Source organism: Nostoc sp. (assembly GCF_036919575.1).
In the GTDB taxonomy this organism is placed as follows: Bacteria; Cyanobacteriota; Cyanobacteriia; order Cyanobacteriales; family Nostocaceae; genus Nostoc.
Window position 1 is genome coordinate 1 of record NZ_JBALBY010000051.1, and the last position, 14,314, is coordinate 14,314.

General features: G+C 42.5%; 15 protein-coding genes and 1 pseudogene. 11 read left to right on the forward strand and 5 right to left on the reverse strand.

The window, feature by feature from the left end; translation table 11 throughout:
- The 5 genes and pseudogenes from V7K27_RS14415 to V7K27_RS14435 form a co-directional block, all read left to right on the forward strand.
- A pseudogene (locus V7K27_RS14415) lies at positions 1–238 on the forward strand (hypothetical protein); the annotation flags it as partial.
- A gap of 236 nt (positions 239–474) precedes the next feature.
- Positions 475–1,128 (forward strand): Uma2 family endonuclease, encoded by a 654-nt coding sequence (locus V7K27_RS14420; RefSeq protein WP_334948241.1) that lies wholly within the window; start codon positions 475–477, stop codon positions 1,126–1,128.
- Between the two features lie 124 nt (positions 1,129–1,252).
- Positions 1,253–1,522 carry a type II toxin-antitoxin system ParD family antitoxin gene (locus tag V7K27_RS14425; RefSeq protein ID WP_334948243.1) on the forward strand — a complete coding sequence of 90 codons (270 nt, stop codon included), beginning with the start codon at positions 1,253–1,255 and terminating at the stop codon, positions 1,520–1,522.
- Entirely contained in the window at positions 1,522–1,683 is a 162-nt protein-coding gene (locus V7K27_RS14430; protein WP_334948245.1) for a hypothetical protein, read from the forward strand. Before V7K27_RS14425 ends, V7K27_RS14430 begins: the two co-directional genes overlap by 1 nt.
- A gap of 86 nt (positions 1,684–1,769) precedes the next feature.
- Positions 1,770–1,961 carry a type II toxin-antitoxin system RelE/ParE family toxin gene (locus V7K27_RS14435; RefSeq protein ID WP_442947620.1) on the forward strand — a complete coding sequence of 64 codons (192 nt, stop codon included), beginning with the start codon at positions 1,770–1,772 and terminating at the stop codon, positions 1,959–1,961.
- 285 nt (positions 1,962–2,246) lie between these two features.
- Here V7K27_RS14435 and mnmA read toward each other — a convergent pair whose 3' ends face one another.
- Entirely contained in the window at positions 2,247–3,305 is a 1,059-nt protein-coding gene (gene mnmA / locus V7K27_RS14440) for a tRNA 2-thiouridine(34) synthase MnmA (RefSeq protein WP_334948247.1), read from the reverse strand.
- Between the two features lie 102 nt (positions 3,306–3,407).
- Here mnmA and V7K27_RS14445 point away from each other — a divergent pair, with 102 nt between their 5' ends.
- A complete protein-coding gene (locus V7K27_RS14445; protein ID WP_334948249.1) occupies positions 3,408–3,548 on the forward strand; it encodes a hypothetical protein in 141 nt (46 codons plus the stop codon).
- Positions 3,549–3,987: 439 nt separating this feature from the next.
- On the opposite strand, the gene V7K27_RS14450 is transcribed toward V7K27_RS14445, so the two are convergent.
- The 3 genes from V7K27_RS14450 to V7K27_RS14460 all read right to left on the reverse strand — a co-directional run bounded on the left by V7K27_RS14450 (position 3,988) and on the right by V7K27_RS14460 (position 8,343).
- Complete coding sequence (locus tag V7K27_RS14450; RefSeq protein WP_334948251.1) at positions 3,988–4,785, reverse strand: calcium-binding protein; 798 nt, start codon at positions 4,783–4,785, stop codon at positions 3,988–3,990.
- 808 nt (positions 4,786–5,593) lie between these two features.
- A complete protein-coding gene (gene rtcA / locus V7K27_RS14455; RefSeq protein WP_334948253.1) occupies positions 5,594–6,643 on the reverse strand; it encodes an RNA 3'-terminal phosphate cyclase in 1,050 nt (349 codons plus the stop codon).
- 353 nt (positions 6,644–6,996) lie between these two features.
- Positions 6,997–8,343 carry an FAD-binding oxidoreductase gene (locus V7K27_RS14460; protein ID WP_334948255.1) on the reverse strand — a complete coding sequence of 449 codons (1,347 nt, stop codon included), beginning with the start codon at positions 8,341–8,343 and terminating at the stop codon, positions 6,997–6,999.
- A 176-nt stretch (positions 8,344–8,519) separates the two neighbouring features.
- Between V7K27_RS14460 and V7K27_RS14465 the strand changes: the two genes are divergently transcribed.
- From V7K27_RS14465 to V7K27_RS14485, 5 genes are all read left to right on the forward strand, one after another.
- Positions 8,520–10,751 (forward strand): alkaline phosphatase family protein, encoded by a 2,232-nt coding sequence (locus V7K27_RS14465; RefSeq protein ID WP_334948257.1) that lies wholly within the window; start codon positions 8,520–8,522, stop codon positions 10,749–10,751.
- Positions 10,748–10,942: a hypothetical protein gene (locus V7K27_RS14470; RefSeq protein ID WP_334948259.1), complete on the forward strand. Its 195-nt coding sequence runs from the start codon at positions 10,748–10,750 to the stop codon at positions 10,940–10,942. The genes V7K27_RS14465 and V7K27_RS14470 overlap by 4 nt, the downstream gene beginning before the upstream one ends.
- 76 nt (positions 10,943–11,018) lie before the next feature.
- A complete protein-coding gene (locus V7K27_RS14475; protein ID WP_334948261.1) occupies positions 11,019–11,255 on the forward strand; it encodes a hypothetical protein in 237 nt (78 codons plus the stop codon).
- Between the two features lie 377 nt (positions 11,256–11,632).
- Entirely contained in the window at positions 11,633–12,118 is a 486-nt protein-coding gene (locus tag V7K27_RS14480) for a glutathione peroxidase (protein ID WP_334948263.1), read from the forward strand.
- A 277-nt stretch (positions 12,119–12,395) separates the two neighbouring features.
- The gene (locus tag V7K27_RS14485; RefSeq protein WP_334948265.1) at positions 12,396–13,220 is read left to right on the forward strand and encodes an SDR family oxidoreductase; all 825 of its coding nucleotides are present in this window, start codon (positions 12,396–12,398) and stop codon (positions 13,218–13,220) included.
- A gap of 134 nt (positions 13,221–13,354) precedes the next feature.
- Here V7K27_RS14485 and thrB read toward each other — a convergent pair whose 3' ends face one another.
- Positions 13,355–14,266, reverse strand: coding sequence for a homoserine kinase (thrB, locus tag V7K27_RS14490; RefSeq protein WP_334948267.1), 912 nt, complete (start codon positions 14,264–14,266; stop codon positions 13,355–13,357).
- Positions 14,267–14,314 lie beyond the last annotated feature (48 nt).

Below are 14,314 nucleotides of genomic sequence, written 5' to 3' on the forward strand. Positions count from 1 at the left end.
TGTGAACGAAAGGGAGGCTCTTGTGAACGAAAGGGAGGCTCTTGTGAACGAAAGGGAGCCTCTTGTGAACGAAAGGGAGCCTCTTGTGAACGAAAGGGAGGCTCTTGTGAACGAAAGGGAGGCTCTTGTGAACGAAAGGGAGCCTCTTGTGAACGAAAGGGAGCCTCTTGTGAACGAAACGGATCTTTTTGGTGATGAAAAGGGTATCATCGACAATTCAAGGTGTGATCGGCTTTAGCATAATGCACCTTATATAGCAGTCCTAAATGAGTTACGAACAAAAAGATCCCCGACTTCTTTAAGAAGTCGGGGATCTGAGCCTCTCGGTGGAGAGCAAATCAAATATGATTGCTATATATCAATACAGTTCAGTTAGCGCCAAAAACCCAACTTAAAATTTACTATACTTTTTAAGTTAGGCTAAAGTTAATCTCCGCTTTGGTAGTTGAAGAGTTCCCTTATTTTGAATTGCTTATGACTGCTGTATCACCTGTTTTTAAACCTGTTAGCCAGATGCGGCTAGCACCCGGTAGTACAGTGTCTATTCAAGATGTCAGCTGGGAAGAATTTGAGTCTATCTTGGAAGAACTCGGTGAAAAGCGATCGCTACGAGTTGCTTATAGCAAGTCTACGTTAGAAATTATGGTTCCTCTACCCGAACACGAAAAGTCAAAAGACTTAATCTCAGATATTGTAAAAATCTTGCTGAAGAAGACAGGGAGAAGGTACGAAGCTTTTGGTTCAACTACATTCAAGCGTGAAAATACAGCAGGGGTAGAACCGGATGCTTGCTTCTACATCCAGAATTACCAAAGAATGATTAGCCGTCGCAGACTTGAACCAGATGATCCGCCTCCTGATTTGGCTATTGAAACAGATGTAACATCAAAAACAACTCTTGATGCTTATGAAGCGATCGCTGTTCCAGAACTATGGATTTACAATAGTAAAAAGCTGAGGATTTATTTACTCAGCAATGGACATTACATCGAATCAGATGACAGTCCTAACTTTCCAAATATCCCTCTAACTCAAATTATTCCCGCGACAGTAGAACGGGCTTGGCAAGTAGGAACTGTACAAGCTTTAGAAGAATTTGAAGGGGTATTAGATAGAAATAGTTTTTAATAGAGAGTACATAGGTGTAGCCTGCCACACATATCGCTTTTGCTAATTGAGCCTAATATGGCAATAAATGGCATAAATTGCCATAAAATAATATTATGAAAGAAAAATTAGGGAAGTAGTGCGAGTGAAAAGTATAAATATATCTCTCCCTGATGCGATGCGGACTTATGTAGAAGAGAAAGTGGCGACTGGTGGTTATAGCAGTGTCAGTGAATATTTCCGTGAGTTAGTGCGCCAAGACCAAAAGCGTCAAGCGGCTGAACGTTTGGAAGCGATGCTTTTAGAAGGTTTAAATTCTGGGAATGCAACTGAGATGACTCCTGACGATTGGGAAGACATCCGCCAAGCTGTGCGCGAAAGAATCGCCAAGCATAAAGGGTCAAACCAAGGTTAATGAGCGACGTAAGCAAACGACCGCAAGTCATCCGCGATTTGATAGAATTAGCAACTTATATTGCACAAGATAACTTGGAAGCTTCAGATACAGCAGAATTCAGAATTCAGGAGTCAGAATTCAGAAGTAAAACAGGCTTTATACCTGGGTTTGAGACTTAGCTTGTGTACTTCATCAACTTGAAATCTGCTGTAGGTTTCTTGCAGCAGCAGAAACAACTTTCAAACAACTGGATAAAAAGCCAGGAATGGGAAAACCTTGTCAATTCTCTCATCCAAATTTAGCTGGTGTTCGACAGCAAGCAATAAAAGGATTTAAAAAATATCTTGTTTTTTATCTTCCTTCGGATTCGGGTGTACAGATTCTTAGAGTCATTTATGGTGGACAAGATGTTGAAAGAATCTTGGATGAAGATTTAGAAGAGAATGACTTGGAATAATAATTATGAGTATTTTACGCATCACTTTTAGGATATGCGATCGCAGGGCTATTTCATTCTCATCTAGTCCGCCTCAGAATCAATTCTGAGTCTAATAGCGAAAGTCGTCTTTAGACGACTAATAAAAGGTTAGAGTCCGTTTTAACGGACTTTAGCTATTAGCCCCGAACTTCAGTTCTAGGCGGTTTCTGTGTAGAACGAAATAGCCTCTGAGCTTACCGAAGTATTGATTCTGACGCCTCGGCGGAGCGTCTCCGGCTCCGCTCCTGAATTCTGAATTATTCTTCAATGATTAAACTGTTCAATAATTCCGCCACCTAACACTTTTTCCCCGTCGTACCAAACCGCCGCTTGTCCGGGAGTGATGCTGATTTGGGGTTCATCAAACACCAAACGCACACGGGAGTTTTCCAACGGAATCACCGTCACTGGTGTAGCCGTTGAACGATAGCGAATTTGCACTTCGGCATGAATTGGGGACGATGGTTCAGCAATGGAAACCCAATTTACCCGATTTATAGTGCATTCTGGCTGAGTTACCTTAGTGCGATCGCCTACTACTACCTTATTATTTTCCGCATCTAATTCAATCACATACAACGGTTCGGCCGCAGCAATCCCCAAACCTTTGCGCTGTCCAATGGTGTAGTGATGCACACCATCATGCTGTCCCAAAATTTTGCCTGTGACATCGACAATATCGCCTATTTTGGGAGCTAAATATTTATCTAAAAATGCCCGCATGGAACCGTTACTTTCCACTAAGCATAAGTCTTGACTTTCTGGCTTATCAGCAGTTTTCAGCCCGTATTCAGTAGCGATGCGGCGCGTGTCAGTTTTTTCTAGTTCGCCTAGAGGAAATATAGTTGCTGCAAGTAAATCTTGAGACAAATCATAGAGAAAGTATGACTGGTCTTTGTTGCGGTCAACAGCCCTTAATAATTGGTAACGTCCAGTTGCTTCGTCATAGCTAATTCGGGCATAATGACCAGTGGCAATGCGATCGCATCCCAATTCTTCATGGGCATATTGCACCATTGGCCCAAACTTTACCGTTTTATTGCACTGGGAACAAGGCAAAGGCGTGATCCCAGCACTGTAACCAGTCACCAGATAATCGACAATATGCGTCTGAAAGAGATCCCGAATATCTACAATCTGATGGGGAACGCCCAATTGTTCACAGAGATCAGCTGCGTCAATCATACCTTCAGAGCAACATTGACCTTTGCCTTTCATTAGCCAAAGAGTCAAACCAATCACTTCATAGCCCTGATGGTGCAGGATAGCGGCGGCGGTGGAACTGTCAACGCCACCAGAAAGACCAACGACGACTTTTTTCATACAAAGTACGATATATAAGCAATTTAAAATTCAAAATTAAGAAATCAAATTATAGTAAGCATTCTGGCTGGTGATGGTGTGCCAAGTTAAAGAGTAACAGCTTTGCTGCATAATTCTCCAATTGTAGCACACACTCTTCAAAGCCTTGCTAGGAAAGCACTTCAGTTTATGAGGAAGCAACTAGAGATTGCTCTTTACTCCGTCATCACCGATTATAGCGGTTCTAAGTTGGCTGAAATATAGTAATAACAGTCGGTAAACCAACCAATAATGTCTTTTTTAGTTTAACTCTTGATAAGTTGTGGTAGCTTGCGATCGCAAGCTGACTTAACCTAAATATATGCCTTTGACAGAGGTAAATTCAAATGCTCTGTTCCATATTTAAGTAAAAAGCAAGTATCAGAGACAACTCAACTCAGTCTCAACTACATTTGCAGTCGCCTTGTAAATTGGTTAGTCGCTTATTGTTGCAACACATGCAGCTTACAAGTTGGATTGCAAATCCTCTTACAGCTATTTTCAGGTAAATAGACCACGCGGTAGGGGCACAGCATTGCTGTGCCCCTACGACAGATGTGGTTCAAATACATGATTTCTGCTGTAAATAAACTATCAAAAGTTTTCTGTCTGCGCTTATAAAAACTTCCTTGCCTGCTATATAAATCCTAGACCGCCGGAATAACTAAGCAGTAACGTAAATATCTGCATTACTGAGGGACAATCCGGTATTGAGTGTAGCAATTTGGATTTTGGCGATCGCTCCTGTGCCATCTTGATCAAAGAAGAGAAAACCATTACCTTTGTTGTAAATAAATCTTTGACTACTTGTAGTGGCTGCTGTGCCAATCACAAATTTATTAGCAGCGATCGCCGCACCAGCAACTAGCCCTCCACCAAAACCAGCCGCAGACACAATAATCGTATCATCTACTACGCTAAAATCAGTAATCCGGTCAATTCCTTCGCTGCGAGAGTCGAAAGTAAAGCGATCGCCTCCGGCACCACCTGTAAGTATATCATTACCAGTACCGCCAACCAGGATATCATTCCCAGCGCCACCATTGAGTGTATCATTACCAGCACGGCCATATAGCGTGTCATTGCCAGTACCGCCAACCAGGATATCATTCCCAGTACCGGCAAATAGCGTGTCATTGCCAGTGCCGCCATTGAGTGTATCATTGCCAGCACCGCCATTGAGAAGATCATTGCCAGAGTCGCCAAATAGCGAGTCATTGCCAGTGCTGCCATTGAAATCATCCCCTATGAGGACATCGTCGTTAGTATAGCCAAGGAGGGTATCGTTGCCAGCACCGCCAAAGATGATATAGTTGCTCGCATAAACACCGCCGATAACGTCGTCACCGTCAAATCCGTTGATAAAAACTTGATCAAATAGAGTATCTAAGTAATCACGTCCATTATAGTCAGTTAGAGGACGGTCAGGGCCATTAGTACCGTTAAAAGTTAAAATTGCCATTAATGAGTTTCTCCTTAACTTAGAGTGTAAAAAAAATTATCTCGTCACTTCCCCATCAGAAAACGGCTTTGCTGATTAAAAGCATGAATTTGGTTTCCCCCAAAGGCACAAAGGAAATAGTTTCAAACATGGAATTTTTGAATTTCACACTTTTATTCACCAACGCCGAGAAAATAAACTGGAGAAATAATTAGTGGGAAGAGATAACAGAACCACGCCTGATTTGAACAGGTCTTTGCTATTAACTCAGAAGATTTGAGAAGCACTGGATATATTGATGATGTTGACATCAAAATAGTGCCAAGATTCATGTTATATCATTTTTGCGTTTTTTAAACATAACCCCCACTAAATATAGGTGAAAGGTGACAATATAAAAAAACATTGACAAAATGGAAAAAATAAAATTTTCAATTCAATCGTCTGAAAGCTTTACCCTGCATATATTACTGCTGTGATAAAGTTTTCAATGGGATATAAATAAAAACATCAATTTAGCTATTACTTAGATTACATCTAATGATTATTTTTTAATGTAAAAACTTTAAAATATTCCACGATTGAAAAAAAATTACACCATTACAAGCAGTTATCAAGTTATTAAATAGACTCTTAAATATGATTCGTGAGAGGCTAAAATAGAGAATAGAGCGTATTTTGTCAATCAGTTAATTATCTCGGACAGCCTTTTCCAGTGCGATCGCTTTCTGAACTCTGGCTATTCCACCATGTACTTCGAGACTCAACAGTTCAATGCTCGTCAACGTGCAAAAATCAAGGCTCTTAAGAAAGTGTTTAGTCTTTAATCTCATCCACCAATTACAGGAATCACTGACACTATTTTCTCAGCTTCATCTACTGTTATCTGCGCCAGCCCAAACTGTTCAATTACTGCTGCATTTGTCGTCAAATGTCTACTCACCTCAGCCACCCGATACTGACTTTCCTGTAAAGCTAAAGCAGCTGGCAATAATAACTGGTCTGCTAAATGTTCATCCACTGCTGCACCGGTTTGGTGAAACTCAAGTAGTTGCTGACAAGCAATCTCTGCAACTGTCTCCGCCGACAACCGTAAACGCCCGAATCCACCAAAGCCAGTCAAGCTATTTTGATACTCAGCAGTTAGGAAAATACCCGCCCCCGGTGCCACGCCTCTTTCTCGCAACGCGTGTACAGCAACTTTCAAATGGGCTGACCGTAACAAATTTTCGGCACGATTCGCCATCCGTTGCGGAATATGCGAAGGTAATTGCGTCACCACTGCTAGTCCTCGCACCTGTTGTAAATCTCCCCGTTCCAGCAAGTTGATTCCGCCGAGTTGACTACCGCCACTCACCTGTAACTCTACCTCTCCACCACCTTGAGGAAACCAGCCCCAAGCGCCTAACTTGACTTGGGCTTCTACACCCATGCGTTGCAATATCGGCAGATAAACTTGCTCAATGTACGTCACTGTCGGGCTAAAGTTTACATGAGTTCCACCCTTTAGTGTTACTTGGGAATTGCCCGATGCTAGTGCCAGAGGTAAGAGAATTGTCTGTAAAACTAGTGCGATCGCACCCGCAGAACCACCAAGTTGTGCTTTACTAACATCAAAGGTATAAATTCCAGCTTGCACAGCACTACCTGGGATGAATTCTAATAGCATTGAACCCAAAGCATCACCCCGGAGTTGGGCATTACAAATTCTCGCCGCCGCCCGAACTGCTGTTAAGTGTTGTGCTGCTAATCCTGGCTTTTTGCGTCCAGCGCGAATGCCTGCAATTCGGATGGGTTCGCCAGTGATGGCGGCTAGACTTAAGGAAGTGCGAAGAACTTGTCCGCCTCCCTCTCCGTAGGAACCGTCAATTTCAATCATGGGCGATTTTGAGATGTTGGATTTTGCTTTATCCCCACGGCTCTTAAATAATTCGTAATTCGTAATTCGTAATTCGTAATTCGTAATTCGTAATTCGTAGAGACGCGATTAATCGCGTCTGTACTTTTGTGACGGGGATTTAGCGAGAAACGCGGTCTTGGGCAAAGCCCAAGAGGAGCGATTTCTCAAGACAGACCCCGACCCAAAACTTGCGCGATTTTGAACCGGGGGATTTAAACCCACGGTACTCGGTTAAAATCAAACCATAAATTATAAACGCCCAACAGCTAGGTTTTTGGAGGGAGGTTACACAAATATACAGAGAAAGTTCTGATAAGTGTTTCTGTAGTTTGCTAATTTTGAATTTGGAATTGAAGAACCTTGCTTTTACCAGGATTCATCAACCCATAGGGATCAACTATTTCTTTAAATTTTAACTGTTCAGGATCAATAACTTTTCTACCCCCGTCTTCAATAATATACGTGTGAGGATTGGCAATACTCACACCTTGTTCTTCGTGATAGCGGATAATCTCGTTGAGGCGTTCTTCTGTGGTGTAGCGCACAAGTTGCAAAGCACCAGGAACTACGGCACCGTTCACCCGAAAAAATTCCAAATGCATCATTACCTCATCGCCGAAGTGATGATACATCTGCTCTACTAGTTGCAAACTGCCATCGCTAGGAAACATACTTTGTAAGTAGGTAATTGTAGTATCTACACTCCGGGCGTGTAAAGTAGTGTGGTTCCAGCAAAATTCTGCTAAATGTGTACCTTTGGCTGCTTCCTCGGCTGGTTTTCTATATGTAATCTGGCCGCCGTATTGCTGCACTAAACTCGGTAAGAATTCTAAACTCGATTCAGCAACTATCAAAAATACTGGGTGAGTACCTTCAGGAATGTACTGTTGTAGGGCGTGAAAGTATTGGGGAATTTGGGATGCAAAGACAGAAATCAACTTCTTAATCATCCCATCAGCATTGCCAAGAGCTTGACCAAACTTTGCTGCTGTCATAAACTCGTCAAATGTAACAATGACTTCTGCCCAAGGATAAGCTGGTCCTAAAGGGATTTCTACTTCAGTGATAATGCCGTTAATACCCCAAGCATGATTCACCTTTTGCACATCGTCGCCGCGTAATTCGATCGCACGGGGTTGATCTTCTACAGTTACCACTCGCAATGCTAGGATATTACCGCGATCGCTTAGTAACCCATATTGTATCGAGCCAATGCCCCCACTCCCCCCAGCAATAAATCCGCCAATTGTAGCTGTGCGGTAAGTCGAGGGTGCCATACGGATTTCCCAGCCGATTTCTCTGGTTTTTTTATCCAAAGCCGCCAGCTTCACCCCAGCTTCTACCCGCGCTACCCCCGGTTTTACCCAAGGAATCTCTTGCATCCGCGTCATATCTAAAATTACACCACCGTGCAACGGTACGCATTGCCCATAATTCCCAGTTCCCGCACCTCGCACTGTTACGGGTACACGGTGTTTTGCACAGGCGGCTGCAACTTTTATAACCTCTGCTTCATTGGCGGGACGCACTACTATATCCCCAACTTTTCCTTCTAGTTTGGGTACTAGTACGGGGCTAAAGGTGTGATAATCCTGGGATAATTTTGCGACTTGGGCAGAGTCGGTGATGGTTTCTATGCCTTTTAGAGAATTAATCAGGGCATCTAATGTTGTCGTCATTTATATCCTTTTTTTTTGACGCATAGGAGTTATTGCTTGTCAAGATTAATATATCTGATACTTGGATGTAAAAATCGCTCTACTTAAGATTTTCATAGTTTTTACTTAACATACTTTTAGTAAATTAAAGATCAGTAATCATGTTAAAAATATGACAGTATGTTTAGGGAGGAAATATGAGAAAATTTTATTCACTTAAAAAAAGTAGAGGTTTTGAGTTAGATAAAATATTTCGATGGTCAAGGCATAAATGGCTCCTGCGGTTAACTGTTGTTTTACTTGTGGCTTGTTTATTAACTATAAGTGTGCATTCTTTAGCAGTTCAACCAGGAGTAAGCAAATCACAACCCAAAGTGATTTTGATTTCTCTAGATGGAGCCACTCCAGATTTTGTTGAACAGTATCTCAAGAGTGGTGTCCTGAGTCCAAAGCAAGGATTAGGACTGATTAAAAACAAGGGAGTTTATGCAGAACGGAACATAACCTGTAGCGCATCTCTGACTGCTGCTTGCCATATTGCAATCAGTACAGGTTCTACGGCTGCACGCAATGATATTAATGCCAACACATTTCACCTAGTAGCCAGCCCATTCACTTCTAACATAAGTGGTTTTGCGGCTCCAATTGGCGGATATTTGACTACTGAACCTGCTGCAAGTTTGCACCCAACTGCTGAACCCCTGTGGATTGGACTCCAGCAAAAGGGGAAGAAAGTTGTGACTGCAACTTTTCCTGGAGCAGATGGAGTTGATGTTCCAGTACCAGGTTTAACTAATAGCCCAATTATTCAACCCGCTAGTAAGAGAACCGTATCTTATACAGTCCCTTTTGGAGCTTTTGCTGGTGCAAGTGCGAAAGGTTTCAGTTTGACGGCAGCTAACTTCAGCTTGGCATCCAGTCAAACTGTCAGTCAACTCAAAACAGCAGGAAAAGTTTCTTACAGCCCAATTGTGCAAGCACCTCTTGGCGATCAATTTCTTGTTGGTGGTGTCAACTATAATATCCAAGTTGCTGCACTTGACACCAGCAATAATCATCAAAAGGACTATGACACCCTAGTATTTTTTGATTCTAATATTGGGATTCAACATCAACCTTTCAATTTACCTTCAACTGGGCCAGCATACGTCAGAGCGCGGGATAAAAAATCCAGCTTATTTTATTTAGAAGGTAGTTCTAACAAAGCCGGAACTGCTTTTTATGTCACTAATCTGGCTCCTGATTTGAGTAGTGTGAGGATTGGGCGTTACGGTGCTAACGCTATTCCTAATAATCCCGCAGTCCAAACTACAGTTGATGACATTAATAATAACGTTGGTTTCTGGTCGCCTCAGTCTGATTACCGGATTATAGAACGATTGAGTCCGGGATTTAACACTTTCCCCGACAGAGAACTAGAAGCTATCTATGAAGACCAAGTTCGAGGGTTTGTAGATTATCAGACGCGGGTTGCTTTGAGAGCAATCAAGCAAAATCCCAATGCTTCACTGGTGATGGTTTATATTGAGCAGCCAGACGGCTCTGAACACCAGTTTCTGTTAACTGATTCACGTCAAGCAACTAATCCGACCAATCCGAATACAATTGGTACAGCGCAAGACAAAGCAAAAGTCGCCCGATATAAGTCTTATGTACAGACTGCTTATCGGGCAGCTAATGATGCTGTACAACGGATCATTAATGCAGTAGGTACGGATAATCAGGGAAGACCAAATAGTAACATTATTGTCGTATCAGATCATGGTTTTTCTACCTTTCACACCACAGTTAACCTGAATAACTTCCTCAAGAGTAAAGGTTTTGACTCAAATAAAGTCCGAAGTGTAACATCGGGGCCAGCAGCTAACATTTATATTAATCTTCAGGGACGGGAACCCAACGGCATCGTCAGTCGCTCTGAATATGTCACTATCCAAAAACAAATTGTCGCCGCTCTCAAGGAATTGGTAGACACGAATTACAACTATGTGTCGTCAAAACGACAAGCCATTTTTGATAAGATTTATACTCGTCCGTTGCCAGCGAATTTAAACGAGCCGAAATTTGGACTGGATACTAGCGAATTTGTTGGTCAGGATAGTGGTGATATCTTCGCAATTATGAGCGATGGTTATAACTTTGACGGAATTCAAAGTCCTGTAGTGACTCGTTTGGGGGATGCCAACAATTTAGTGTTTTCAGTACCTAATTTCTACGGAGCGCATGGCTATGACCCGAATATATCCAAACTGAGTGCCATTTTCTACGCGGCTGGCCCCGATATCAGTCGTCGTGGCAGTATCGGCACGATTCACAATATTGATGTGGCTCCAACTATCAATAATTTACTGGGCGTTCCTTCTGCTTCAACGGTTCAGGGAGAGGTTATCAAACTCAATTCGGGCGTTGCCCTCAGTCCCAGTCGATGACCCATGAACCACGCGGTAGAATGATTACTCCAGTCAGTGCAAATGGCGCAAAATCGAGTACGCTCTTGAATGCCAAGACAATCTCTGCGTTGAAACCTTCTTACGCAGCGATGAACTTCAAAGGCGTAAGTCCTATAATAGGTGATGAGTTCGTCGTAGACATCGCTAAAAACCATACCCAGAATATTTAGCCCAAAATATAGCAGTTCTCGTTCGGATGCAACACATGGTAAGGGCACAGAAAAAGCTCATGAGTGTCAACTTAACGTGAAAGTTAGTCTAGAAGCAGCATTTAGAGATTATCTCGTTCCCAGTCTCCGACTGGGAATGCTCTTCATAGAGGCTCCGCCTCAAGACTTGCGGCAGAGCCGCTATGAGGTGCATTTCCAGCCTCTTGCTGGAAACGAGGTTTTAAAAGGCTTTCACGTTACAGCAGAAATCATGTATTTGAACCACATCTGTCGTAGGGGCACAGCATTGCTCATACGTGTCAACTTAAGCTAAAAGGGCGGTTAGAAACCGCGTCTACACAGGCAAAACCCACCTTCGTGGGTTAAGAACCCTTGATTTTGTATTAGTCCACGAAGGTGGACTTTGTTTGTGTAGCCGCGAATTCTATTCGCCAAGGCTTAAGTTGATACCAATGAGCATTGCTGTGCCCCTACCGCGTGGTCTATTTACCTGAAAATAGCTGTAAGTTGACACGCATGAGCATTGCTGTGCCCCTACGAGTGTGGTCTGTATTCCATGTAATTGAGAACCGCTATAGGCAGAATCGTAGAGGTAACAAGACTAACAAACCTAATTTCCTTAAATAAACCGGGTTTAGAGTACCTGTAATATGGGAGACTTGGCAATATTCCCTATAAATCAGATTCTAGATGAGTAACACAATTACGGATATTGCAGTCAAGACCATCAACGGTGAGGATAAGCAATTAAACGACTACACGGGGAAGGTACTCTTAATTGTGAATGTGGCTTCCTACTGCGGTTATACTTCTCAATACGAGGGGCTAGAAAAGTTGAACCAGAAGTATGGGGAGGCAGGGTTACGTATTTTGGGGTTCCCCTGTAATGATTTTGGAGCGCAGGAACCAGGAAGCAATGAAGAGATTGTGCAATTCTGCACGAGTAAATATGGTGTTACCTTTGAACTATTCGATAAAGTTCATGCCAAAGGCTTGCAGCAGCATCCACTTTATGAACGACTTACCAAAGCCGTTAAGCCAACGGGAACTGTTGCTTGGAACTTTGAAAAATTTTTAGTTAATAAACAAGGTGAAGTCATAGCTAGATTTAATAGTAGTGTCCAGCCAAATTCACCAGAAATAATTGCCATAATTGAGAAAGAATTAGCAAAATAGTCATTAGTCATTAAGTAAGTGGGCGTGAATAATTAAAGGTTTATAATAAGGGCTTCAGCCCTGAAAATAGGGCTGACGCCCTTACTAAAAACCAATTTAATTAATCTTAAATTGCGTAGCATGGTTTGATTTATTCTTGCCTACTTACATAGGTAAAAATCTCTGTACTATTGACTATTGACTGTTAGCTCTGGACTGTTAAATTTATTTACGTCCAGTCCCTTAATTGAGAATATAGTCTCGATGAGTAGTTTAATTTATTTGTGTCTAATTTGTCATGAACGTTGCAATCATTGGTTGTGGTTATGTTGGTTATAAACTTGCTCAATATTGGCGGCAAAAAATGGATTTTGTTGTCAGTGTAACTACAACTTCCCCTGAGCGTGTTCCGGCACTAGAATCAGTATCCCAAAGAGTTTTAGTTACCCGTGGGAATGACCTAGATAGTCTAAAATCAGTTTTGCACAATCAAGATGTTGTACTTTTGAGTGTTGGTGCAAAAGGTGGGGAAGTTTATGAAGAAACTTATCTACAAACTGCCCAAAGTTTAGTTTCATGCTTGCAGCAGATTAAGAGTGTGAAACAATTAATATACACAGGTAGTTATGCAGTGTATGGTGACAGAAATGGTGTATGGGTAGATGAAGAAACACCGCTTGCACCCGCTAATTTAAATGCACAAATTCTCCGAAAAACAGAGGATGTATTGCTATCAGCATCTAGCGAAAATCTCCGTGTTTGTATCTTCCGTTTAGGAGGGATTTATGGGACTGGCAGGGAACTGTTGAAAATATTTAGCAGATATTCTGGTGCAACCCGTCCTGGCAATGGCGAGGATATCACAAATTGGATTCATTTGGATGATATTGTTAGTGCGATAGAATTTGCCCGTCATCGTCGTTTGCAAGGGATTTACAATCTGGTAGATGATGCACATCTCACCAGCCGAGACTTGCTAGATAGCCTATTTGAAAAACATAATTTACCCAAAGTTAAATGGGATACTTCTATCAAGAGTACCCGCCCTTATAATGCTTGGGTGTCGAATGAAAAGCTTAAAGAGGCTGGATATCAGTTAATTCATCCACAGATGATTTTTTAGCAACTATTAAAAGCTAGGAATTATGCAACCATCTGCTGTAGCTAAGTGGGGAGTGGGTAGAGACGCGATTAATCGCGTCTGTAGCAAGTAGGGGAGTTAAAAATTTTTATGCTGCTCCTCATCTCCCTTATCTTCTAGCTTTTTGCGCCTTGGGTATCGAGAGAAAGCGATCGCACCTCGGCTATAATTCCTTCTTGTTGCCAAGCAGCTAACATCGCCGCCTCCACAGCCTCTGAGTGTAACTTATCCGCCAAAGCTAACAGTGTCGGTCCTGCACCACTAATCACCATACCATAAGCACCAGCACTAACAGCCGCTATGTTGACAGCATCATAACCAGGGATTAAAGCTTTGCGATAGGGCTGATGCAATCTATCTTGCAAAGCTGTCTTTAACCATTGTCCGTTACCAGTTTCCAAGCCGCGCAACAATAACCCCAAATGTGCGGTATTGAAAATCGCATCGGCGCGACTGACTTTAGTTGGGAGAACGCCCCGCGCCTCTGAAGTAGAAAGTTCAAAATTAGGAATAGCCACAACTGGTACAATATTTTCATGCCAGGGAACATCACAAATTTCCCAAGCTGCGCCACTGGTAGCAGCTAGACGACATCCACCCAACAAGGCTGGAACTACATTATCAGGATGTCCTTCCATTGCGATCGCTAACTCCATCACCTGCAACTGAGAGAGAGGCACACCCTCAAGTTGATTAGCAGCAACTAACCCACCAACAATTGCTGTCGCCGAACTACCCAAACCCCTCGCTAACGGAACACCTAACTTTATCTCTATTTTCACAGTCGGCGGCGTCTGCTCTATATGTTGATAAAACTTGACAAAAGCTTGGTAGAGGAGATTACTCTCATCAGTTTGGACTCGTTCAGCTTCCGTACCAGTGACATGAATAATTAACCCACCCTCTTCTAGGCGAGTGAACTTAAACTCGTTGTAGAGCTTTAAAGCTGCACCGATGCAATCAAAACCAGGCCCCAAATTTGCAGTTGTGGCGGGAACGGTAATAGTGATAGTAGAAACAACAGACATTGGCAAAACTCACTAATCATCAACCAGCATCCCATGTAAAGGGTTGAT

Excerpts from the sequence above, each read along its gene's own strand:
- V7K27_RS14420 (WP_334948241.1), top strand. The coding sequence starts at position 475 with ATGACTGCTGTATCACCTGTTTTTAAACCTGTTAGCCAGATGCGGCTA.
- V7K27_RS14430 (WP_334948245.1), top strand. The coding sequence starts at position 1,522 with ATGAGCGACGTAAGCAAACGACCGCAAGTCATCCGCGATTTGATAGAA.
- V7K27_RS14435 (WP_442947620.1), top strand. The coding sequence starts at position 1,770 with ATGGGAAAACCTTGTCAATTCTCTCATCCAAATTTAGCTGGTGTTCGA.
- mnmA (WP_334948247.1), bottom strand. The coding sequence starts at position 3,305 with ATGAAAAAAGTCGTCGTTGGTCTTTCTGGTGGCGTTGACAGTTCCACC.
- V7K27_RS14450 (WP_334948251.1), bottom strand. The coding sequence starts at position 4,785 with ATGGCAATTTTAACTTTTAACGGTACTAATGGCCCTGACCGTCCTCTA.
- rtcA (WP_334948253.1), bottom strand. The coding sequence starts at position 6,643 with ATGATTGAAATTGACGGTTCCTACGGAGAGGGAGGCGGACAAGTTCTT.
- V7K27_RS14460 (WP_334948255.1), bottom strand. The coding sequence starts at position 8,343 with ATGACGACAACATTAGATGCCCTGATTAATTCTCTAAAAGGCATAGAA.
- V7K27_RS14465 (WP_334948257.1), top strand. The coding sequence starts at position 8,520 with ATGAGAAAATTTTATTCACTTAAAAAAAGTAGAGGTTTTGAGTTAGAT.
- V7K27_RS14470 (WP_334948259.1), top strand. The coding sequence starts at position 10,748 with ATGACCCATGAACCACGCGGTAGAATGATTACTCCAGTCAGTGCAAAT.
- V7K27_RS14480 (WP_334948263.1), top strand. The coding sequence starts at position 11,633 with ATGAGTAACACAATTACGGATATTGCAGTCAAGACCATCAACGGTGAG.
- V7K27_RS14485 (WP_334948265.1), top strand. The coding sequence starts at position 12,396 with ATGAACGTTGCAATCATTGGTTGTGGTTATGTTGGTTATAAACTTGCT.
- thrB (WP_334948267.1), bottom strand. The coding sequence starts at position 14,266 with ATGTCTGTTGTTTCTACTATCACTATTACCGTTCCCGCCACAACTGCA.